The organism is Xanthomonas cissicola (assembly GCF_008801575.1).
In the GTDB taxonomy this organism is placed as follows: domain Bacteria; phylum Pseudomonadota; class Gammaproteobacteria; order Xanthomonadales; family Xanthomonadaceae; genus Xanthomonas; species Xanthomonas cissicola.
Window position 1 is genome coordinate 19,008 of the sequence record NZ_VZPL01000013.1, and the last position, 20,901, is coordinate 39,908.

Below are 20,901 nucleotides of genomic sequence, written 5' to 3' on the forward strand. Positions count from 1 at the left end.
TCGCGCTGTGCGCCTCGCGATGGCATGTACAATTTCCGCTGATCTTCGCGCGGGAAAACGCATGCAACCTCGCTTCGCTTTGTTGGCTATCGGCTTGCTCGCAGCAAGCGCTTACGCGCGCGGCACCACGGTCGATGGCATCGTCTATGAAGAACGCGACGGGCGCGCCGGCCGCAGCGCGGATGAGCCGGGCGTCGCCGATGTGGCGGTTTCCAATGGCGAGCAAATCGTACGTACCGACGCACAGGGGCGCTACCGCCTGCTGGTGCGCGACGGGCAGACGGTCTTCGTGATCAAGCCGGGCGACCGCCGCTTTTTGCCCGCCGCCGACGGTCTGCCTGCATTCTGGCGCCACTACGCACCGCGTGGTTCTGCCAAGCATCGGTACAGCGGTGTCGCCGCGACCGGCCGCAACACGCGCAACTGGGATTTCGCGCTGACGCCACGCGCAAACACCGCGGCCGATGGTTTCCAGATGCTGGTGTTTGCCGACAGCCAGACCGCCAGCCTTGCCGACGTTGGCTACTACCAGCGCGACATCGTGCAACCGATCATCGACAAGACCACCGCCAGGCTGGGCACCACGCTGGGAGATATCGTCAGCGACGATCTAAGCTTGTATCCGGCTTTGAACAAGGTCACCACGCAGCTGAGCGTGCCGTGGTTCCACGTGCCGGGCAACCACGATCTCAACCTGGACGCGCACGACGATGCGCAGTCGCTCGACAGTTGGCATGCGGTCTACGGTCCGGACACCTATGCGGTGGAAGAGGCCAATGCCAGCTTCGTGTTCCTGGACGATGTGATCTACACGCCGGGCAACAAGCAGGCCTACATCGGTGGCCTGCGCGAAGATCAATTCGCGTTCCTGCAGAATTATCTGGCGCAGCTGCCACGCGACAGGCTATTGGTGCTGGGCATGCACATCCACCTGTTCGATGCAGTGCCGGGACAGGAAACCTTCCGGCATGCCGATCGCCGTCGCCTGTTCGCATTGTTGAAAGAGTTTCCGCATGTATTGGTGCTCAGCGGCCATAGCCACACCCAGCGCCAGGTGGATCACGGTGTGGACGAAGGTTGGCAAGGTGCACGCCCGCTGCACGAGTACAACGTCGGCGCTGCCTGCGGTGCGTTCTGGTCGGGCGCCAAGGATGCCGACGGCATTCCCGATGCGACGATGAGCGATGGCACTCCCAATGGCTATGCGGTGCTGCAGGTTGCCCCCAGCGGCAACTACACGCTGGCTTATCACGCCGCGCGCGCGGCCGACGATGCGCAATTGCTGCTGCACGCGCCCAAGGTACTGCGCAAGGGCGCGTATGCGGCGTGGGGCATCTACGCCAACGTCTTCATGGGCCAGGACGACACCGTGGTCGAGATGCGCATCGATAACGGCGCATGGCAGCCGATGAAGCGGGTAGAGCGTGGCGATCCGCGCGTGCTGGCAGAGAATGTGCGCGACGATGCGGCGGACGCGTTGCGCGGTTACGACCGCTCGCCGGAGGCCACGCCGTCCACGCATCTCTGGCGCGGCGCATTGCCGACCACGCTGGCGGTGGGCGAACACACCGTCCAGGTGCGCGCGACCCTGCCCACTGGGCAATACAGCGCGAGCACGGTGTACCGCCTGCAAGCCGCTGAGCCGTAAGGCGGCTAACAGTGACAGTCGCCTAATGCCCTTCCCCCACCGGCAGAAGGCGCTCAGAAGGGTGGATGAGGGGGCGCGCAATGCCTGACATCACCCAATCCTGCGGCACCTCGCGCCAAGCATCCAATCGCACCAAACGGTTGCTTGTTACCTTGCTCTTGATGCAGCGACAGGGCGCTGTGTCTGCGTGATCCAGCATGGACACAAGCGCGGCTGCGACATCGCGACGTTGAAGCATGCGTCAGCTGCGACGCAGCCTCCCTGATCGCCACCAACACAAACGCCTCCACAAGGGAGGCGTGTTGGGATCCGGGCTGGCAGGCGTTGGCGCGCTGGCGAAGATCGGTGCTGGCTGGCGGTTGCTGGCTGGCTGCGCGAGTGTAGCGATGCCCGGTCAGTGCTGCCGAAATGAGAATTAGTCTCAGCAATCGCCGTGGTTATCGCTTGGATGCTGCAGGTGCAGTTGGCGGCGTGGTTGGCGGGTTCGCGGGTGCCGGGGCCTTCGAACCAGGCGCGGCGTCCACGGGCGCATCGTCCGGTGAGTCGGTTGACTCGACGCCCTGGTCCGACTCGGTCTCCATGTCCACTGGCGGATACGGATACGCCACTGCCGGACCGAGATGCACGCCGGCACGCCAACGCGCCAGCACCGGCGCGATGCGCTTGCCCAACGACTGCTGCGGCAACGAGGGCTGCTCGCCTTCCTGCTTTTCGCGTGCGGTGATGGCGGCTTTGGCGATGTCGAATGCGGCCAATGGGTCGTCGCTCTGGTTCATCGCATCGATCAACCAAGCTTGCCCGAAATAAGTGGCGTTGGAGGTATTGCCGCAACCGAACGAGGGCCGGTCGGCGCGCGCAGCGGTGAGGATCAGCGTTTGCGGCGAACGCAGTGCGGGAATGAAACCTCCCGAATAGCAGGCCGATAGAACGATGACGCGATTGTCGATGCCGGCTTCGTCCAGCGCCTTGCGCAGATCCTGCGGGCTGATGAAATCCTCTTCCTTGTCGTCCACCTGCACGTACAGGCTGTGGTCTTCGGTACCGTGGGTGGTGACGAACAGCAGCAATGCGTCTTCCTTGCGATCCATATGCTTGCCGATCGCGGCAAGCGTGTCGTAGAGATTGTCGTAGGTCGCCAGTGGGGCGTAGGGATGTTCGCCCAGGTTGTCCGGGTTGTTGACCAGCGTGACCACGCGCCCGCGCGCATCGAAGCGTTGCTCGAACAGCTGCTTGAGGTAGAGCGTCTCGTTGCGGAAGACATCGTCGCTGGCATCGCCGGCAAAACCGACTACGTACAGATCGGTGACGCCTGGGCGCTGCTGTTGCAACGCTTTCAGCGCTTGCGCCAAGGCGGCCTGATCGACCGGATCGACCTCATCGTGGTTCTCGGCAGGCTGAGCCTGCAACGCCGCACCAGCGTCCGGATGGCAGCCGGCCATCAACGCCACCACGACGATCAGCGCGGAAAGTCGACGCCATACTGCATGTGGTGCGAAAGGGGAATGCAGCGACATGGCGCGCCGAGGTCCAGAGAAGACAGGGTGGAGCGGCGGAGCACGATGCCCGCAGTGCAGACCATCACCCCCGACAGAGAGATGCATGCGGCGCGTCGCAGCTGGAACATCTCAGCGGCCTGCGCAGCGCCAACGCCCGATCGCGCTCAAACGGCCAGGAGCGCAATCGGCTTGCAGATCGTGCTTACAGCACCAGCTGGCTGAAACTCTCCACGCGCTGGTGGCTGCCGACCTCGTCGGCCGAACGCGGCGTGGGGTAGTCGTCCAGGCGATCCAGCAGCGCGGTGCGCATGCCGGCACGCTTGGCGGCATCGAGTTCTTCGATCACATCCGACAGAAACAGGATCTCCGGCCCCGGCACGCCAATGCGCTCGGCGATGCGGCGGTAGCTGGCGCTTTCGCGCTTGGGGCCGACTTCGGTATCGAACCAGTCGGTGATCAGTCCGCTCAGGTCGCCCGCGTCGCTGTGCGCGAAGAACAATTTCTGCGCCGGCACCGAGCCGGACGAATACACATACAGCGGGATGCCCGCTGCGTGCCAGGCTTTGAGCTGGATCGCGGCATCGGCGTAGATATGCGCAGTGAAGTCGGCCGTCTTGTAGCCGTCGCCCCAGATCAGGCCCTGCAAGGCCTTGAGCGCGGTGTGCTTGCGGTCCTCGTCGATCCAGGTCTGCAGCGTGGTGATCAGCACCTCGTCCGGCACGTCCTCGCCGATTTCATCGGCCACCTGGTTGAGCCAATGGCGCACCTGCGGATGATTGCCGTGGTCGCGCACGTAGGCCGGCATGGCACGGCGCGCATACGGGAACAAGACGTCCTTGACGAACGAAATGCTGCTGGTCGTACCTTCGATATCGGTGAGGATCGCTTGCGGTCGTGTCATCGTCAGCTGGCCTTGTGAGGTTTCTCGGGGGCGTAGCGGGGGAATTGTTTGGCGATTTCGGTGCCGGTGAAGTGCCCGACCCAGCCGTCCGGCTCGGTGAAGAAGCGGATCGCCACGAAGTGCGGTTCCGGTCCCATGTCGAACCAGTGCAGGGTGCCGTCGGGCACGGCAATCAGGTCGTCCTTGACGCATTCGATCTCGTAAACCTTGGCATCGACGTGCAGCGTGAACAGGCCCGAGCCGGCGACGAAAAACCGCACTTCGTCTTCCTTGTGGAAGTGTTCGTCCAGAAACTTGGCGCGCATTTCTTCGCGCTTGGGGTTGTCCGGCGCGATGCTGACCACGTCCACGGTCTTGAAGCCGCGCTCGGCACTGATGCGGTCGATATCGGCGCGGTAGGCATCCATCACCTGCTCGGGCGTTGCGCCCGGTTCGACCGGCGCGCTGGCATGCCAGCGTTCGAAGGTCACGCCGATCTTGACCAGCTCGGCGGCGATCGCATCGCCGTCGCGGCTATCGAACTCGGGTGTGGCGGGATTGGTGTCGGCAAAGATACGCAGTCGGCTCATGGCGGTCTGGCTCACGAATGGGGGGCGGGCATTACTCAGCGCGTGCCGCGCAGTTTCAGCAGTTCGAGTTCGCAATGCAGCAGGAATTCGAACGCTTCCAGATGACGACGTGCCTCGGCCATGTTGCGGCCCCAGGCATACAGGCCGTGTCCTTCGATGAGATACCCCCACATGCTCTGTTTGTCCAGCAAGGCATCGACCTGCGCGGCCAGCACCTGCATGTCCTGGGTATTGGCGAACACCGGCACTTCCATCGCGGTTTCGTGGGTGGTGTTGCCATCGAAGGCCTTGAGCAGTTCATAGCCTTCCAGCCGAATCACGCCGCTGCCTGCATACAGGCGGGAGGCAATCGTCTGCACCGGCGAGTGCGTGTGCAGTACGCAACCGATCTCCGGGAAACGGCGATACAGCTTGGTGTGCAGCAGGGTTTCGGCAGACGGGCGCAACGGGCGGCCGACGGCCAGGCCATCGAAGTCCACCACCATGATGTCTTCTTCGACCAGGCGACCCTTGTCGCGGCCGGAGACGGTGATGGCCGCGTGCTGTTCGTCCAGACGGTGGGAGAAATTGCTGCTGGTCGCGGGTGTCCAGCCGGCATGGGCCAGCTCGCGGATATTGGCGATCAGCAGATGCGCCAGCTCGTGCAGACGCGCGGCGCTATAGGGCAGGGGGGCAGTGGTCGCATTCATGGACCTATTCTACTGCGCCCCCGGTGCATGGGCAGGTGCAGCGCAGCAGGCGTCGTCCTGCCGCGCCGACGCCGGATCATGCGTGGGCTCAGCGGCCGTCGCGCAGACGGCTGTGGCGATACCCGTAGCCGAAGTAGATCACCAGCCCGACCAGGGTCCACAGGCCCATCAGCATCCAGTTGTGCAGCGTCATTGCCGACAGCAGCGCAAGGCAGCTCAACACGCCGGCGGTGCAGATCAGCCAGGCGGCCGGCATGCGGAACGGACGCGGCAGTTCCGGGTGCGTGCGACGCAGGATCAGCACGCCGGCGCAGACCGCCGCGAAGGCGATCAGCGTGCCCATCGACGTCAGTTCGCCCAGCACATCCAGCGGGAACACCGCTGCCAGCAGCGCGATGCCGACACCGGTGATGACGGTATTGACATGCGGGGTGCGGTACTTGGGGTGGATGCGGGTGAAGATCGAGGGCAGCAGGCCATCGCGCGCAATGATCATGAAGATGCGCGGCTGCCCGATGATCATCACCAGCACCACCGACGACAGCCCGATCAACGCGCCCACTTCCACGACCACGCGCAACCAGGCCAGCTGCGGATGCGCTGCCACCGCGGTCACCACCGGCTCGTCGGTGCCGAGCAAGGTGTACGGCACCAAGCCGGTCATGACCGCCGCCATGGCGATGTAGAGCACGGTGCAGATCACCAGCGACAGGATCATGCCGATCGGCAGGTCGCGTTGCGGGCGATGCGATTCCTGCGCTGCCACCGACACCGCTTCGAAGCCGATATAGGCGAAGAACACCATCGCTGCGCCGCGCAGCACGCCTTCCATGCCGTATTTGCCCGGGCCTTCGTTGGCCGGAATGAACGGGTGCCAGTTGGAGGTGTCCACGTATTTCCAGCCCACCGCGATCACCAGCAGGATCAGGCCGGTCTTGAGGATCACCATGGCCATGTTCATTGCCGACGACTTGCGGATGCCGACGTAGCACAGCCAGGTCAGCAGCAGCACGATGCCGGCCGCCGGCAGGTTGGCGATCGCCCCGGTGGGTTGCAGTTTGCCATCCAGCGGCGCGCTGACGAATGCGGCCGGCAGGTGGATGTCGAAATGCTCGAGCAGGCTCAAGAAGTAGCCGGTCCAGCTGACCGCCACTGCCGAGGCGGACACGCCGTATTCCAGCACCAGCATCCAGCCGATGAACCACGCGGCCAACTCGCCGAAGGTGGCGTAGGTGTAGGTGTAGGCGCTGCCGGAGACCGGCACCATCGCAGCGAATTCGGCGTAGGCCATCGCACAGAACGCACAGCACACCGCTGCGAGCACGAACGAGAGCATGATCGCCGGGCCGGCATGGTCGGCCGCCGCTTGGCCGGTGATGACGAAGATGCCGCCGCCGATCACCGCCCCAATCCCCAGGGCTGTCAGCCCCCAGGGGCCAAGCGCGCGTTGCAGGCCCAGCCCATCGGCCGCCTCATGGCTGGCGTGCGGGTGTTTGGTGGCCCAAAGTTGTTTGAACATGAAGCGGTTCCGGCTTGGCGCTACGCGCGATCATTGAACAAGAAGACCGGCGTCGCGCACCGGTCTTGAGAGAAGGTCAGGCCCGTTTCGCGAGGCGACTGTGGTGGATGCCGTAGCCGAAGTAGATCGCCAGGCCAATCACGGTCCAGCCCACGAACACCTTCCAGTGTTCCTGGAAGGCCTGGAAGAACAGGAACAGACAGGCCAACGCGCCCAGCGGGCAGATCACCATCGCCAGCGGCACCCGGAACGGGCGCGCCAGGTCGGGCTTGGTGAAGCGCAGCACCAGCACGCCAGCGCAGACCGTGGCGAAGGCGAGCAGGGTACCCATCGAGACGAGTTCGCCCAGCACGTTCAACGGGATCACCCCGGCCAGCAGCGCGGCGACCACGCCCACGAAGAGCGTGCCGACGTAAGGCGTGCGGAATTTCGGGTGCACCTTGCCGAACAGCTTGGGCATCAGCCCATCCTTGGCCATGGTGTAGAAGATGCGCGGCTGCGCCATCAGCATCACCAGCACCACCGATGACAGGCCGGCGATGGCACCGATTTCCACCGCGGTCTTGAGCCAGGTCAGTTGCGGATGGGCTTCCAGCGCGGTGGCCACCGGCTTGGCGGTGCCGAGCTGGGTGTAGGGCAGCAGGCCGGTCAGCACTGCGCAGACGATGATGTAGATGATGGTGCAGATAGCCAGCGACACCAGGATGCCGATCGGCATGTTCTTCTGCGGATCCTTGGTCTCGCCGGCGGAGGTGGAAACCGCGTCGAAGCCGATGTAGGAGAAGAACACGATGGACGCGGCGCGAAACACCCCGTCCCAGCCGAACTGGCCAGGGCCGGTATTTTCCGGGATGAAGGGGTGCCAGTTCGCCGGGTCGATATAGGCAATGCCGAAACCCACGAACAGGCAGATCACCACGACCTTGATCGCCACCACGATCGCGTTGGCGAACGCCGACTGAGTGACGCCGACGTAGCACAGGATGCTCACTGCGGCGACGATCAGCACGGCCGGCAGGTTGACCAGGTTGCCGGAGCTGACAAAGCCGTGGCCGTCCCAGGCCAGCGGCGCACCCGCCAACTCTGCGGGGAACGGCAACCCCAGGGTCCCGGTGATGAAGCTGATCAGGTAGGCAGACCAGCCCACCGCAACGCTGGAGCCGGCGAACAGGTATTCCAGCACCAGACACCAGCCGATGAACCAGGCGATGCCTTCGCCGAGCGTGGCGTATGAATACGAATAGGCGCTGCCGGAGACCGGCATCATCGCGGCGAATTCGGCGTAGCACAGGCCGGCGAAGGCGCAGGCGATACCAGCGAACACGAACGACAGCATCACCGCCGGGCCGGCGTGATTGGCTGCGGCCTGGCCGGTCAGCACGAAGATGCCGGCGCCGATCACCGCGCCGATACCGAGCATGATCAGGTGCTTGGCTGTGAGGGTCCGTTGCAACGTGGCTTCGCCTTGCAGGCTACCTTCGACCGGTTCGCCCGCATCGACGTGGCCGGCGGGCTCGATCGGTTTGACCCTCAACAGAGACTTCAGCATTCGGTACATCCCCAAGTGGCAAAGCGCAGGCGCAGGCGCCCGGACGAATTGGTGCGCCGCATCCCGATGGGACAGGCAAGCGGCCTACCTTGCCAAAGCTACACGCTCACGACAAGCGCGTACGCAGCATGAATGGCGATAATGCCCGCCTGGCCCGCACCGGGCGACCGAGAAAGAGCGATGGTGGATGCAACCCTGCAGCAGCAATTGGCGGTCTACCGCCTGCGTTGGCCGGAGGAAGCCGCGCTGACCGAGCAGTTCGCGCAACTGCTGGACGATGCCACCGATCCGTTCGTGCGCGAGCGTGTCGAAGGTCATTTCACCGGCTCGGCGTGGGTGGTGAGCGCCGACGGCACACGCACCTTGCTGACCCATCACCGCAAGCTGCAGCGCTGGCTGCAACTGGGTGGACATGCCGACGGCGACCGCGATCTGGCCCAGGTGGCATTACGCGAAGCGGAGGAAGAATCCGGGCTCGGTGGCCTGCGGCTCGCCGATGGGCAGCTGTTCGATCTGGACCGTCACTGGATTCCGGCGCGCGGCGACGTGGCGGGGCATTGGCACTTTGATGCGCGATACGTGGTGGTGGCCGGTGCGGACGAGGCATTCAAGGTCAGCGAAGAATCGCTGGCACTGGCATGGCGCCCGATTGCCGAGCTGCTTGCCGAGCCCGAGCTCGATCCGTCGCTGCGTCGGATGGCGGAGAAGTGGCTGGAAAGCCGGGATTAGCGATTCGGGATTCGGGATTGGCAGAAGCGGTGGTCCGGCGCCGATCTACCTAGCCGGCCCCCATGTTCTACCTCCTACAGCGTGATTGGACCGGTGAACCCACAGGTTGCCGCGCAGCGCTGTTGCGAATCCCGAATCCCGATTCCCCAATCCCGCTTAATAAAGGACCCGTGTCCGCAAGGTGCCGGTGATCTGCCCCAGCTCGTCCTTCAGTACGCCGGCAAGTTCCTCGTTGGCGCCGACATCGATGACCACGTAGCCCACCTTGGGGTCGGTGCGCAGGAACTGGCCATCGATATTGACGTTATGGCGCGAAAACAGTTCGTTGATCTGCGACAGCACGCCCGGCACGTTGCGATGGATGTGCAGCAGACGCAGGCTTTCAGCGTGCTCGGGCAGGGTGACCTCCGGGAAGTTCACCGCCGACAAGGTGCTGCCGTTGTCGCTATAGCGCACCAGTTTGGCGGCGACCTCGATGCCGATGTTGTCCTGCGCTTCCAGCGTGCTGCCGCCCACGTGCGGGGTCAGGATCACGTTGTCGTGCGCAGTGAGCGGCGATTCGAACGCATCGCCATTGCCCTTGGGCTCGATCGGGAAGACATCCACCGCCGCGCCGCCGATCTGGCCGGAGATGAGCGCCGCATCCAGCGCGTCGATGTCGATGACGGTGCCACGCGAGGCGTTGATGAGATGCGCGCCGGGTTTCATGCGGGTGATCTCCGGCGCGCCGATCATGTCCTTGGTCGACGGCGTTTCCGGCACGTGCAAGGTCACCACGTCTGCGCGTGCCAGCAGGTCGTCCAGATCGATCGCCGCGCGGGCATTGCCCAACGACAGCTTGGTTTCGATATCGTGGAAGATCACCTGCATGCCCAGCGATTCGGCCAGCACGCCGACTTGGGTGCCGATATGCCCGTAGCCGACGATGCCCAGCACCTTGCCGCGCGTTTCGTGGCTGCCGGCGGCCGATTTCGACCAGCCACCGCGATGGCATTGCGCGTTCTTCTGCGGAATGCCGCGCAATAGCAGGATCGCCTCGGCGATGACCAGTTCGGCCACGCTGCGGGTGTTGGAGTAGGGTGCGTTGAATACCGGGATGCCAGCCAGCTCGGCCGCGTCCAGGTCGACCTGGTTGGTGCCGATGCAGAAGCAGCCGACTGCGATCAGGCGCTTGGCGTGCGCCAGCACGTCGGCGCTCAGCTGCGTGCGCGAGCGGATACCGACGATATGCGCGTCGGCGATGCGGGCGATCAACTCGTCTTCCGGCAGCGATTTGGCGTGCAGTTCGATCTGCGAGTAGCCGGCGGCGCGGAACACGTCCACGGCGGTCGGGCTGATGCCTTCCAGCAACAGCACGCGGATGTCCTGCTTGGGAAACGAGGTTTTCTTCGGCGACATGGGGGAACGCAATGCAGCAATCGGGTCGACAACTATGCCAGATGGGGTGCGCGATTGGGTGGCCGCAACGCAGTGTTCGCACCGGCCAAGCCCTTGCGGTGCAACGGTTTCAGCTGAATCCAACGCGGCGTCGGCCGGGAGTGCGCCGGCTGGACGAGGCAGGCCGGCGCTGGCACGCTGTGCGGTTACTACCGCAGCGCCGCGTGCCATGACCGATCCCCGCATCCTTTCGTTGCAACAGGCCGTGCCTGCGTTGCGTTTGAAGACCGAGCCGGCCGACCTGGAGCATTACGGGCGCGACTGGACACGCCGCTGGACGCCGAACCCGCTCGCGATCGCCTTGCCCGGCTCGGTGGAGGAAGTGCAAGCGGTCGTGCGTTGGGCGAACGCGCAAGCCGTGGCGGTGGTGCCGTCGGGCGGGCGCACCGGCTTGTCCGGCGGCGCAGTGGCGGCCAACGGCGAGTTGGTGTTGAGCCTGGAGCGCTTGAACAAACCGCTGGATTTCAACGCAGTCGATCGCACGCTCACTGTGCAGGCCGGCATGCCGCTGGAAGCGGTGCACAACGCCGCGCGCGAGCATGGGCTGGTGTACCCGGTGGATTTTGCGGCACGCGGCTCGTGTTCGATCGGCGGCAATATCGCCACCAATGCCGGCGGCATCCGGGTGATCCGCTACGGCAATACGCGCGAATGGGTGGCCGGGTTGAAGGTGGTCACCGGTAGCGGCGAGTTGCTGGAACTCAACAATGCGCTGGTGAAGAATTCCAGCGGCTACGACTTCCGGCATCTGATGATCGGCTCCGAGGGCACGCTGGGCATCGTGGTCGAGGCCACGCTGCGGCTGACCGACCCGCCGCCGCCCAGCAATGTGATGCTGCTGGCATTGCCGTCCTTCGACGTATTGATGCAGGTGTTCGCCGCGTTTCGCGCGCAGCTGCGCCTGGAGGCTTTCGAATTTTTTACCGATCGCGCGCTGGAGCATGTGCTTGCGCATGGCGCGCAGGCGCCGTTCGCCGAGGTTCACCCGTATTACGTGGTCACCGAATTCGCGGCAGGCGACGAGGCGCAGGAAGCTGCCGCGATGGCGGCCTTCGAGACCTGCATGGAGCAGGGCTGGGTCAGCGATGGCGTGATCAGCCAGAGCGATGCGCAGGCCGCCCAACTGTGGCGCCTGCGCGAAGGCATCACCGAAGCGCTGGCGCGCTACACGCCGTACAAGAACGACGTGTCGGTGCGCATCTCGGCGATGCCGGCGTTCCTGGCCGAAACCCAGGCGTTGCTGCACGATGCGTATCCGGACTTCGATGTGGTGTGGTTCGGGCATATCGGCGATGGCAACCTGCACATCAACGTGCTCAAACCCGATGCCACCAGCCAGGCCGATTTCGTTGCGGCCTGCGATCAGGTCACCAAGTTGCTGGCGCAGGCCCTGCAGCGTTTCGACGGCAGCATTTCCGCCGAACACGGCATCGGTCTGGTCAAGAAGGCCTATCTATGGAGCACGCGCTCTGCCGAGGAAATCGCCTTGATGCGCGGCATCAAACATGTGCTCGATCCTCATCTTTTGCTGAATCCCGGCAAGCTGTTCGAGACGCATGACGCACCTGCCAACACGCCCGCCGGTTAGTCTTCCAGCACCTTCACACGGAATCGATCAGCCCATGATGCGCTCCCTCGTGTTCTGCGCTTTGACGCTGCTGCCGCTGGCAGCGTTCGCATCCAGCCTGGCCGGCACTTCGGCAGGTGCCTCGTCGGCTGGCTCGTCCAATTCTTCCGGCAGCAGTTCCGGCGACGACAAGGTGGTGGCCGACGCCCGCGAAGATGCGGCCGGCTTTGTTGCCAGCGATGGCGTCATCCGCGGCGCGCGTCTGGAAGCGGCGTTGGTGCAGTTGCGTAGCCGTAGCGACGCGGCGCGGCTGGCCAGCGACCTGGAGCTGGCGCAGTCCATTCTGGCCCAGTGAGTCTGCGCCGGTGGTGCGGTTGGCTGCTGCTGGCCGCCTTGATCGCACCGCCGGCGCAGGCCGAACTGTTGTTCGAGGTTGTTCCGTCGGATTTGCCAGCGGCGGAAATCCAAGCAAGTAACGCGCTGGTACAGCAGGTCAGGCAGCGATTGCCGCAAGGCTGGGCGCAGCGGATGACCGCCCCGATCCAGCTGCAATGGCGCACCGATCTGCCGGCGCAGGTACACGGCCGTGCAATCGGCAATCGCATCCTGCTCGATCGCGCGCTGTTGCAGGCGTGGAGCGCGCAATCAGACGACGCACGTTCCGATCGCAACGCGGCTGCCACGCGCGCGGCGATGGCTGCGCTCATACACGAACTGGCGCATGTGCTCGATCGCGGCGCACGCAGCGCGTTGTCGCACGATCCGCGCCTGCGCGATCTTGCCGGCTGGCAGGTACGGCCGTGGCGGGTAGGGCGCGGCGCAAATCGGTTCAGCGACCGCAGCCCGGATGCGTACGAACGTCGCAGCCCGGCCGAGTTCGTTGCGGTCAATCTCGAGCATTACGTGCTGGACGGCGACTACGCCTGCCGGCGCCCTGCGCTGGCGGCCTGGTTTGCGCAGCGCCTGGGTACGCCGCAGGGCGCTACGCCCTGCGAGACTGCGTTGCCGTACCTGCAGGCCGACAACGATGCCGGTGCGATGTCGTTGCTGTCGCTGGATCCGGCGCGCGTGTACGCGGTGGACTATCTGCTTGCAGAGGGCAACGAGCAGCCGATGAGCCGCTGGGGCCATAGCATGTTGCGCCTGGTGATCTGTGCACCCGGGCGCGCACCGGGCCCAGCATGCCGGCTGGATCTGCAGTACCACCGTGTGCTGTCGTTCCGCGCGTTCGTGGGCGATGTGCAGATTTCCAGCTGGCGTGGGCTCACCGGCTCGTATCCGTCGCGGCTGTTCGTGCTGCCGTTGAACCAGGTGGTCGACGAATACACCAAGGTGGAATTGCGTGCCCTGTCGTCGGTGCCGCTGACGCTGGCGCCCGATGAGATCGCGGCCCTGCTCAAGCGCGCCGCGCAGGTGCATTGGAGTTACGACGGGCGCTATTACTTCATCGGCAACAACTGCGCGGTGGAGACCTACAAGTTGCTGCATGACGGGGTGCCGCGCCTGGCTGCAGCGAACTTGTCCTCGATCACGCCGCGCGGAGTGCGGCAGCGATTGCAGCGTGCCGGCATCGCCGATCTGCGGGTGCTGGACAACCCTGCACAAGCCCTCCGTCAGGGCTATTACTTCGAATCGGCGGCGGCGCATTACCAGGCCATGTTCGATGTCCTTCGGCGCGGCATCGCGGTGCCGCAAACAACTGTCGCGCAGTGGCTGGATGCCGCGCCCGAGGTGCGCGCGCAATGGTTCGAACGCGGTGGCCTGCGCGAGACTGCAGCGGCATTGTTGCTGGAACAGGCGGCCCTGCGTCGTCAGGAATTACTGGCGCGCGATGCGCTCAAGCGCCTGTTGCAACCGGGCATGGCCGCGCGCGACGCGGTGCAGGGACAGCTGCAAGCGCTGTTCGCGCGCCAGGCGCAACTCAGTCATCCGGCGGTGCTGCTGGGCAGCGCGGGGTATGGCTTGCCGCAAGCGGGCGAGCAGCAACAGCTGAGCGCGCGCGTGGCGCAGGAAAGCGCGGTGTTGGTCGGCGGCTGGAAACAGCTGCAGGCGGCTGGACGGCAGCAACTGCCGGCCAACGTGCGCAATGGATTGGAGCAGGGCGAAGCGAATGTGGAACGTTTGCGTGCGCGCCTGCGCGTGCTTGCGGGCGGTGATGCGGCCGCCGCCGATGTGCTCGCCCCCGCGCATGCGCAATCGCGACCCTGATTGGAACGGATGAACTGCTTGGCCCTCTCCCGTCGCAGGAGAGTTGGGGTGAGGGTAGGGCAGCCAGCAGTCTCCCGAATTGCCTCGCCCTCATTGAGGGGGCGGCGCGCCATCTTCTCGCGGCGAGAAAGAAAGGGCGGCAGTCCGCAGCTGTGAGTCCTGACGACGCTGCCACTAGCAGGAGTAACCCACCAAATCAGCACACAGCTGTCATCTCAGCCGATGTATCTCAGCCGGCTGGTTGCAGATCCGCTTGCTTTGCATACTGACGCAGCCATTGGCTGACATGCGCATCGTTGCGGTACTGCTGCATCAACTTGGCCAGGCGTGCCGGTGCCGGGGTGCAGAACTGTGCCACGGCCACTTCGATCTCATGCCGGCGGTCGGCGTCATACGGCTCTTCGCCGGCGAAGTGCTCGCAGGTGTCGTAGTCCTCGACCAGTTTGCGCACCTCCTCGGGCATGCCGCACAGGCCTGCCGGATGCTGCAGCCATTCCTCTTCCACCTTGGGATCGGTGCAGGCCACCGGCGCAGGCGTTGCGGCCTGCGTCGGTGCTTGCTGCACGCTGCAGGCCGCCAGCACACCTACGGCCACGACAACAGCCACGCGACGCATCAGTCGGCGCGACCGGCAAATTCGCCCGTGGTGGTGTTGACCAGCACGCGTTCGCCGTTGGTGATGTACTCGGGCACCATGATTTCCATGCCGGTGTTGAGCTTGGCCGGCTTGGGCCGCTTGGTGGCGGTGCCGCCCTTCAATTCCGGCGGAGTCTCCACCACTTCCAGCGTCACCGTCTGCGGCAGTTGGACGGCCACCGGCTGCTCGTCGATCACTTGCACATAGATGCCGGTCAGACCATCGGTGATGTAGCCGGCGTCGGTGCCGATCACGTCCGCATCCAGCGTGTACGGGGTGAAGTCTTCGTCGTCCATGAACACGAACGCCTCGCCGTCCTTGTACGAGAACGTGGACTGCCGGCGCAGCAGCTCGACTTCCGGCAGGTTGTCGTCGGCGTCGAAGCTGGCATCGGTTTTCACCCCGCCCGGCACGCTGTACATGATGAAACGAAAGCGCACATTGCCGCCGCGGCCCTGCGGCGAGCTGCGTTCGATGTCGCGGATCTGGTAAATGCCGCCGTTGTATTCGACGACGTTGCCTTTCTTGATGTCGTTGGCTTTCATGGGAATCGGGAGTAGGGAATGGGGAATCGAAAAACCGGGGGCCGGGGTGCTGAGAGCAGGGCGCCGTTACGATTCCCCATTCCCGATTCCCCAATCCCCGCTACTTGGGCGCCAACCGCACGCCGCCGTCCAGGCGGATCACTTCGCCATTGAGGTAGCGGTTGCGCAGGATGAAGGCGACGGTGTCGGCGTATTCGTCGGGCTGGCCGAGGCGCGAGGGGAACGGGATGGAGGCGGTCAGCGATTGCTGCACGGCCTCGGGCATGCCGTCGACCATCGGGGTCCAGAACACGCCCGGCGCGATCGTCATCACGCGGATGCCGAAGCGGGCCAGTTCGCGCGCCATCGGCAAGGTCATGCCGACCACGCCGCCTTTGCTCGCCGCATATGCTGCCTGGCCGATCTGGCCCTCGAATGCGGCGACCGAGGCGGTATTGACGATCACGCCGCGCTCGCCGTCATCGCCGGTGGTGTTGTGTTGCATGACATCGGCCGCGGCCTTGGCCACATTGAAGCTGCCGACCAGATTCACCAGCACGGTGTTGCGGAAGGTGGCCAACGGCATTGGCGCTTCCTTGCCCATTACGCGGCCGGCGCCGAGGATGCCTGCGCAATTGACCACCAGATTCAATCCGCCCAGCGCCTGCGCGGCTTGCGCCACATTGGCCGCGACCTGGGCCTCATCGGTGACATCGGTGGCGAGGTAATGCGCGTTGCCGGCACCGAGCAGCGCCAGCGCCGCCTCGGCCTTGTCGGCGTTGACATCGAACAGCGCGACCTTGCCGCCGTCGGCCACGAGACGCTGTGCGACAGCCAGGCCGAGGCCGGAGACGCCGCCGGTCACGATGGCAAGGACAGAAGATGGCTGCATGTGGTGGTTCCCTGAGTCGCGTTGATGGCCGGTGGTGGCGGCAAACGAACGATCGGCGGAGCGGTCGGCCATTCTAGCCCAAGCCCCTGCGTGATCGCGGTGGTAGGTGATGCGCGATGCGCGGGCAGGCAGACCTCAGCCGGCGGCAGCCAGCGCCTTGCCGACCTTGCTGCCGGTGTCGCGACCGAGCAGCCGCGCCAGCCAGCGGCCGGTGCGGGCCAGGGCGGGCAGGTCGATGCCGGTGGGCATGCCCAGCCCCTGCAACAGGTACACCACGTCTTCGCTGGCGACGTTGCCGCTGGCGCCCCTGGCATACGGGCAGCCGCCCGTACCGGACACGGCCGCATCGATCACACGTACGCCTTGCTCCAGGCAGGCCGCGATATTGGCCAGCGCCTGCCCATAGGTATCGTGGAAATGCACCGCCAATGCCGGCATCGGCACGGCCTGCGCCACTGCGGCCAGCATCCGACGCGCCTTGACCGGCGTGCCCACGCCAATGGTGTCGCCCAGCGAGATTTCATAGCAGCCGAGCGCGTGCAGACGTTGCGCCACATCCACCACGTCGGTCACCGGCACCTCGCCCTGGTACGGGCAGCCCAGCACGGTGGAGACGTAGCCGCGCACGCGTATCCCATCGAGCGCGGCCTGCTGCAGGATTGGCCGAAACCGTTCGATCGATTCGTCGATGCCGGCGTTGGTATTGGTGCGATTGAACGCCTCCGATGCTGCGGTGAATACCGCCACTTCCTGCGCCCCGGCGGCGCGTGCGCGTTCGTAGCCCTGCAGGTTGGGCACCAGCACCGGATATGCGATGCCCGGCGCCTGCGCGATGCCGGCAAACACCTCGGCGGCGTCGGCCAGCTGCGGTACCCAGCGTGGGCTGACGAAGCTGGTCGCTTCGATCGTGCGCAGCCCGGTGGCCGAGAGTTGATCGATCAACGCGATCTTGTCGGCAGTGGCGATCGGCTGCGCTTCGTTTTGCAGGCCATCGCGTGGGCCAACTTCGACAATGCGGACGAAGTCGCTCATGCGCTCACATCGCGGCGCGCATGACCGCGTACAGGCATCGCCACAACCGCATGCGTGGTGGCGGCCGAATGCGCGAATAAGGAAACCAGGGACATCGGAAAGATACTCATGCGGGGAGGTGGCAGACCGCTTCGCAATTGTGGCCATCAGGGTCGAGCACGAAGGCGCTGTAATAGTGTGGGTGGTAATGCGGGCGCAGGCCGGGGGCGCCGTGATCGCGGCCGCCGGCGGCCAGCGCAGCACGATGAAACGCATCGACGCTGTCGCGGTCGGTCGCCGTCAGCGCGACATGGGTGGTGCCCGGCGTCTGCGCGTGGGAGCCCAGCCAGAGAAACGGGCGTTCGGTGCCGAAGCCGGCATGCGCGCGGCCGCCGGTCTGCGCGGCCGTCAGTTCCACCAGCAGCGCGATGCCCAGGGGCGCGAGCGCGGCCTGGTAGAACGCGGTGCTGGTTTGCAGATCGCTGCAGGCCAGGCCGATATGGTCGATCACGCCATGCTCTCCGGCACCCACGCGGCGCTGCGCTTGTCGAGGAACGCCCCCAGGCCTTCCTGGCCTTCGGGCGACACGCGCAGACGGGCAATCAACGCCGCATTGGCGGCATCGATGGCATCGCGGTCGGCAGGTGGCAGCACCGAGCGCACCAGCGCCTTGGCGCTGCTGGTGGCCAGCGGCGCTGCAGCCAGCAGCAGACGGACCTGCCGCTCCACGGCGATATCCAGCTGATCGGCGGCCACCAGTTGGTGCAGCAGACCCAGCAACTGCGCGGTGCCGGCATCGAAGATCTCGGCGGTTGCGAACCAGCGCCGCGCCTGGCGCGCACCGATCGCTGCAACCACATAAGGCGAAATGACCGCCGGCAGCAGGCCGAGCTTGCTCTCGGTCAGGCCGAAGCGCGCCTCGGTACAACCGATGGCGATATCGCAACACGCCACCAGGCCGACACCACCGCCGAAGGCGGCCCCGTTGACGCGCGCGATGGTGGGCTTGGGCAGTTCATCCAGGGTGCGCATCAACTGCGCCAGCGCCAGTGCGTCGGCGGCGTTCTCCGCTTCGTTGGCGCTGGCCATGCCGCGCATCCAGTTCAGGTCTGCGCCGGCCGAAAAGGCCGCGCCATCACCGGTCAGCACGACGATGCGGATCTGCGAGGCCCGGCCAGCCTCGCGCAATGCATCGGTCAGCGCGGCGATCAGCGTCGCATCGAAGGCGTTGTGGACTGCGGGGCGATGCAATCGCAAGGTGCGGACCGCTCCGTGGTCTTCGACAATCAAGCCGGTGTCCTGCATTGCGTACGTCCATGAATGGGATGCGAACCATGATAGCGGGCCGGGTCGCCGGAGCCATGACGCGGTGCGTCGATGCTAGAATTGAGAACCATTCCTAACAATCAGGCCGTCTTTGTGACGCTGTCCGACATGCCTTTGCATCGCGCCGCCATCGTGGATTCCGTGGAGGATCGTCTCCCCAACGACACGATCGCCCGGCGCTTGCGGGAGTTGGGGTTTGTCGCAGGCGAGGAAGTCACGGTGCTGGCCACCGGGCCGGTCGGTCGCGAGCCATTGTTGGTGCAGGTGGGCTACACGCGTTTTGCCCTGCGCCGCAGCGAGGCTGCGCGTGTGCAGGTGCGCCATGCGGGAGGATCGGCATGAGCGCGGCCAGCGTTCCGCTGCGTCTGGCGCTGGTTGGCAACCCCAACAGCGGCAAGACCGCACTGTTCAACCAGCTCACCGGTAGCCGGCAAAAAGTGGCCAACTACACCGGCGTCACCGTCGAGCGTAAGGAAGGGCACTTCCGCGCACCGTCCGGGCGCGATTTTGCAGTGCTGGATCTGCCCGGCGCCTACAGCCTGCAACCGGCGAGCCTGGACGAGGCCATCACCCGCGACCTGTGCCGTGGCTTTTATCCGGGCGAGCCGGCGCCGGATGTGCTGGTCTATGTGATGGACGCGACCAATTTGCGCCTGCATCTGCGCTTTGCGTTGGAGCTGCGCGAGCTCGGCCGGCCGATGATCGTGGCGCTGAACATGATGGATGCCGCACAGCGGCGCGGCATTGTCATCGACCTGCCGGCGCTGGAGCAGGCGCTCGGCGTGCCGGTGGTCGAAACGGTGGCGGTGCGGCGCGGTGGTGCCAAGGTGCTGGTCGAGCGACTCGATGCGCAGGCGGCGCGCCTGGCGGCGCCCGCCGCCAATCCGCCGGCCGACGGTAATTATCACGCGCTGGTGCGGCAGATCCTGGGCGCAGCGGTGACCATGCCCACCCGCACCTCGCGCGTGGACGATGCGCTGGACCGCTGGCTGGTGCATCCGATCTGGGGCCTGGTCACGCTGGCGGTGGTGATGTTCCTGATCTTCCAGGCGGTCTATGCCTGGGCTGCGCCGGTCATGGACCTGATCGACGGCGGCACCGCTGCCTTGGGCGATTGGGTCGGCGCGACCCTGCCGGAAGGTCCACTCAACAGCTTGCTCAAGGATGGCGTCATCGCCGGGCTGGGCGGGGTGATCGTGTTCCTGCCGCAGATCCTGATCCTGTTCGCCTTCATCCTGGCATTGGAAGAATCCGGCTATCTGCCACGTGCGGCGTTTCTGCTCGATCGCATGATGTCGGTGGCCGGTTTGTCGGGGCGCTCGTTCATTCCGCTGTTGTCGAGTTTTGCATGTGCGGTGCCGGGCATCATGTCCACGCGCAGCATCCAGGACCCGCGCGACCGGCTCGCCACCATCATGGTCGCGCCGCTGATGACCTGTTCGGCGCGGCTGCCGGTGTATGCGTTGTTGATCGGCGCCTTCATTCCGCAGAAGACCGTGTGGGGCATCTTCAACCAGCAGGGGCTGGTGCTGTTCGGTCTGTACGCTGCGGCTATCGTCAGTGCGCTGCTGGTCTCGTGGACGATGAAGAAATGGCGGCGCGACAAGAGCGAGCACCCCTTGATGCTGGAGCTGCCGTCCTATCGCGTCCCGCAGGTGCGCGATCTGGCGCTGGGGCTGTGGGAGCGCGCATGGATCTTCCTCAAGCGCGTGGGCGGCATCATCCTGGCGCTGACCATCCTGCTGTGGTTCCTGCTGTCGTTTCCCGAGGCGCCGGCCAATGCCACCTTGCCGGCAATCGACTACAGCTTCGCCGGTCGTATCGGTCACGCAATGGCAGTGTTCTTCGCACCGCTGGGCTTCAACTGGCAGATCTGCATCGCGTTGATTCCCGGCCTGGCTGCGCGCGAAGTGGCGGTGGCCTCGCTGGCCACGGTGTACGCGTTGTCCGCTGCCGACGACGACGCGGCAGCCCAGGCGCTGTCGCCGCTGATCAGCGACGGTTGGTCGCTGGCCACCGCGTTGTCGCTGCTGGTCTGGTACATCTACGCGCCGATGTGCATCTCCACGCTGGCCACGATCAAGCGCGAAACCAACTCGTGGAAGCAGATGACCATCAGTGCGGTGTACCTGTTCGCGCTGGCCTACCTGGCGTCGCTGGTGACCTACCAGCTGGCCGTGCTGCTGGGAGCCGGCTGAG

At 65.4% G+C, this 20,901-nt stretch carries 20 protein-coding genes; 7 read left to right on the top strand and 13 right to left on the bottom strand.

The features are described from left to right. Positions 1-61 precede the first annotated feature (61 nt). The gene (locus tag F7R02_RS07810; RefSeq protein ID WP_078591034.1) at positions 62-1,648 is read left to right on the top strand and encodes a calcineurin-like phosphoesterase C-terminal domain-containing protein; all 1,587 of its coding nucleotides are present in this window, start codon (positions 62-64) and stop codon (positions 1,646-1,648) included. Between the two features lie 437 nt (positions 1,649-2,085). Here F7R02_RS07810 and F7R02_RS07815 read toward each other — a convergent pair whose 3' ends face one another. The 6 genes from F7R02_RS07815 to F7R02_RS07840 all read right to left on the bottom strand — a co-directional run bounded on the left by F7R02_RS07815 (position 2,086) and on the right by F7R02_RS07840 (position 8,371). Beyond that, the gene (locus F7R02_RS07815; protein WP_078537330.1) at positions 2,086-3,162 is read right to left on the bottom strand and encodes a C13 family peptidase; all 1,077 of its coding nucleotides are present in this window, start codon (positions 3,160-3,162) and stop codon (positions 2,086-2,088) included. 184 nt (positions 3,163-3,346) lie between these two features. Continuing rightward, positions 3,347-4,045, bottom strand: a complete 699-nt coding sequence (mtnC, locus tag F7R02_RS07820; protein WP_003486234.1) for an acireductone synthase — start codon at positions 4,043-4,045, stop codon at positions 3,347-3,349. Positions 4,046-4,047: 2 nt separating this feature from the next. Continuing rightward, positions 4,048-4,614, bottom strand: a complete 567-nt coding sequence (locus F7R02_RS07825) for a 1,2-dihydroxy-3-keto-5-methylthiopentene dioxygenase (RefSeq protein WP_005915388.1) — start codon at positions 4,612-4,614, stop codon at positions 4,048-4,050. A 35-nt stretch (positions 4,615-4,649) separates the two neighbouring features. After that, complete coding sequence (locus F7R02_RS07830; RefSeq protein WP_078591035.1) at positions 4,650-5,303, bottom strand: methylthioribulose 1-phosphate dehydratase; 654 nt, start codon at positions 5,301-5,303, stop codon at positions 4,650-4,652. An 88-nt stretch (positions 5,304-5,391) separates the two neighbouring features. After that, positions 5,392-6,822 (bottom strand): amino acid permease, encoded by a 1,431-nt coding sequence (locus tag F7R02_RS07835; protein WP_003486240.1) that lies wholly within the window; start codon positions 6,820-6,822, stop codon positions 5,392-5,394. Positions 6,823-6,898: 76 nt separating this feature from the next. Further along, positions 6,899-8,371: an amino acid permease gene (locus F7R02_RS07840; protein ID WP_003486242.1), complete on the bottom strand. Its 1,473-nt coding sequence runs from the start codon at positions 8,369-8,371 to the stop codon at positions 6,899-6,901. Between the two features lie 141 nt (positions 8,372-8,512). Between F7R02_RS07840 and F7R02_RS07845 the strand changes: the two genes are divergently transcribed. Further along, positions 8,513-9,100, top strand: a complete 588-nt coding sequence (locus tag F7R02_RS07845; RefSeq protein ID WP_139370400.1) for an NUDIX hydrolase — start codon at positions 8,513-8,515, stop codon at positions 9,098-9,100. A gap of 156 nt (positions 9,101-9,256) precedes the next feature. Here the strand turns inward: F7R02_RS07845 and serA are convergent, their stop codons facing one another. After that, the gene (serA, locus tag F7R02_RS07850) at positions 9,257-10,498 is read right to left on the bottom strand and encodes a phosphoglycerate dehydrogenase (RefSeq protein WP_078591036.1); all 1,242 of its coding nucleotides are present in this window, start codon (positions 10,496-10,498) and stop codon (positions 9,257-9,259) included. Positions 10,499-10,706: 208 nt separating this feature from the next. On the opposite strand from serA, the gene F7R02_RS07855 reads away from it, so the two are divergent. Genes F7R02_RS07855 through F7R02_RS07865 form a run of 3 tightly spaced genes read left to right on the top strand, consistent with a single transcriptional unit; the run spans position 10,707 to position 14,312 of the window. Then, entirely contained in the window at positions 10,707-12,125 is a 1,419-nt protein-coding gene (locus tag F7R02_RS07855) for a D-2-hydroxyglutarate dehydrogenase (protein ID WP_078591037.1), read from the top strand. 34 nt (positions 12,126-12,159) lie between these two features. After that, a complete protein-coding gene (locus tag F7R02_RS07860) occupies positions 12,160-12,459 on the top strand; it encodes a DUF2388 domain-containing protein (RefSeq protein ID WP_005915396.1) in 300 nt (99 codons plus the stop codon). Continuing rightward, positions 12,456-14,312, top strand: a complete 1,857-nt coding sequence (locus F7R02_RS07865; RefSeq protein WP_078591038.1) for a DUF7844 domain-containing protein — start codon at positions 12,456-12,458, stop codon at positions 14,310-14,312. Before F7R02_RS07860 ends, F7R02_RS07865 begins: the two co-directional genes overlap by 4 nt. 229 nt (positions 14,313-14,541) lie before the next feature. Here F7R02_RS07865 and F7R02_RS07870 read toward each other — a convergent pair whose 3' ends face one another. The 6 genes from F7R02_RS07870 to F7R02_RS07895 form a co-directional block, all read right to left on the bottom strand. Then, a complete protein-coding gene (locus tag F7R02_RS07870) occupies positions 14,542-14,928 on the bottom strand; it encodes a hypothetical protein (protein ID WP_005915400.1) in 387 nt (128 codons plus the stop codon). Then, positions 14,928-15,494, bottom strand: a complete 567-nt coding sequence (gene yeiP, locus F7R02_RS07875) for an elongation factor P-like protein YeiP (protein ID WP_003486255.1) — start codon at positions 15,492-15,494, stop codon at positions 14,928-14,930. Before yeiP ends, F7R02_RS07870 begins: the two co-directional genes overlap by 1 nt. Positions 15,495-15,594: 100 nt before the next feature. Next, complete coding sequence (locus tag F7R02_RS07880) at positions 15,595-16,365, bottom strand: SDR family NAD(P)-dependent oxidoreductase (protein ID WP_078591051.1); 771 nt, start codon at positions 16,363-16,365, stop codon at positions 15,595-15,597. Between the two features lie 135 nt (positions 16,366-16,500). Continuing rightward, positions 16,501-17,397: a hydroxymethylglutaryl-CoA lyase gene (locus tag F7R02_RS07885; protein ID WP_003486259.1), complete on the bottom strand. Its 897-nt coding sequence runs from the start codon at positions 17,395-17,397 to the stop codon at positions 16,501-16,503. 106 nt (positions 17,398-17,503) lie between these two features. Further along, positions 17,504-17,887 (bottom strand): VOC family protein, encoded by a 384-nt coding sequence (locus tag F7R02_RS07890; protein WP_003486262.1) that lies wholly within the window; start codon positions 17,885-17,887, stop codon positions 17,504-17,506. Beyond that, a complete protein-coding gene (locus F7R02_RS07895; protein ID WP_003486265.1) occupies positions 17,884-18,681 on the bottom strand; it encodes an enoyl-CoA hydratase-related protein in 798 nt (265 codons plus the stop codon). Before F7R02_RS07895 ends, F7R02_RS07890 begins: the two co-directional genes overlap by 4 nt. Before the next feature lie 114 nt (positions 18,682-18,795). Between F7R02_RS07895 and F7R02_RS07900 the strand changes: the two genes are divergently transcribed. Beyond that, positions 18,796-19,044, top strand: coding sequence for a FeoA family protein (locus F7R02_RS07900; RefSeq protein ID WP_003486267.1), 249 nt, complete (start codon positions 18,796-18,798; stop codon positions 19,042-19,044). After that, the gene (gene feoB / locus F7R02_RS07905; protein WP_005931040.1) at positions 19,041-20,900 is read left to right on the top strand and encodes a ferrous iron transporter B; all 1,860 of its coding nucleotides are present in this window, start codon (positions 19,041-19,043) and stop codon (positions 20,898-20,900) included. Before F7R02_RS07900 ends, feoB begins: the two co-directional genes overlap by 4 nt. Position 20,901 lies beyond the last annotated feature (1 nt).

Excerpts from the sequence above, each read along its gene's own strand:
- F7R02_RS07870 (WP_005915400.1), bottom strand. The coding sequence starts at position 14,928 with ATGCGTCGCGTGGCTGTTGTCGTGGCCGTAGGTGTGCTGGCGGCCTGC.
- F7R02_RS07840 (WP_003486242.1), bottom strand. The coding sequence starts at position 8,371 with ATGCTGAAGTCTCTGTTGAGGGTCAAACCGATCGAGCCCGCCGGCCAC.
- F7R02_RS07880 (WP_078591051.1), bottom strand. The coding sequence starts at position 16,365 with ATGCAGCCATCTTCTGTCCTTGCCATCGTGACCGGCGGCGTCTCCGGC.
- F7R02_RS07825 (WP_005915388.1), bottom strand. The coding sequence starts at position 4,614 with ATGAGCCGACTGCGTATCTTTGCCGACACCAATCCCGCCACACCCGAG.
- F7R02_RS07835 (WP_003486240.1), bottom strand. The coding sequence starts at position 6,822 with ATGTTCAAACAACTTTGGGCCACCAAACACCCGCACGCCAGCCATGAG.
- feoB (WP_005931040.1), top strand. The coding sequence starts at position 19,041 with ATGAGCGCGGCCAGCGTTCCGCTGCGTCTGGCGCTGGTTGGCAACCCC.
- serA (WP_078591036.1), bottom strand. The coding sequence starts at position 10,498 with ATGTCGCCGAAGAAAACCTCGTTTCCCAAGCAGGACATCCGCGTGCTG.
- F7R02_RS07830 (WP_078591035.1), bottom strand. The coding sequence starts at position 5,303 with ATGAATGCGACCACTGCCCCCCTGCCCTATAGCGCCGCGCGTCTGCAC.
- F7R02_RS07895 (WP_003486265.1), bottom strand. The coding sequence starts at position 18,681 with ATGCAGGACACCGGCTTGATTGTCGAAGACCACGGAGCGGTCCGCACC.
- F7R02_RS07885 (WP_003486259.1), bottom strand. The coding sequence starts at position 17,397 with ATGAGCGACTTCGTCCGCATTGTCGAAGTTGGCCCACGCGATGGCCTG.
- F7R02_RS07810 (WP_078591034.1), top strand. The coding sequence starts at position 62 with ATGCAACCTCGCTTCGCTTTGTTGGCTATCGGCTTGCTCGCAGCAAGC.
- F7R02_RS07815 (WP_078537330.1), bottom strand. The coding sequence starts at position 3,162 with ATGTCGCTGCATTCCCCTTTCGCACCACATGCAGTATGGCGTCGACTT.
- F7R02_RS07855 (WP_078591037.1), top strand. The coding sequence starts at position 10,707 with ATGACCGATCCCCGCATCCTTTCGTTGCAACAGGCCGTGCCTGCGTTG.
- F7R02_RS07860 (WP_005915396.1), top strand. The coding sequence starts at position 12,160 with ATGATGCGCTCCCTCGTGTTCTGCGCTTTGACGCTGCTGCCGCTGGCA.
- yeiP (WP_003486255.1), bottom strand. The coding sequence starts at position 15,494 with ATGAAAGCCAACGACATCAAGAAAGGCAACGTCGTCGAATACAACGGC.
- mtnC (WP_003486234.1), bottom strand. The coding sequence starts at position 4,045 with ATGACACGACCGCAAGCGATCCTCACCGATATCGAAGGTACGACCAGC.
- F7R02_RS07845 (WP_139370400.1), top strand. The coding sequence starts at position 8,513 with ATGCCCGCCTGGCCCGCACCGGGCGACCGAGAAAGAGCGATGGTGGAT.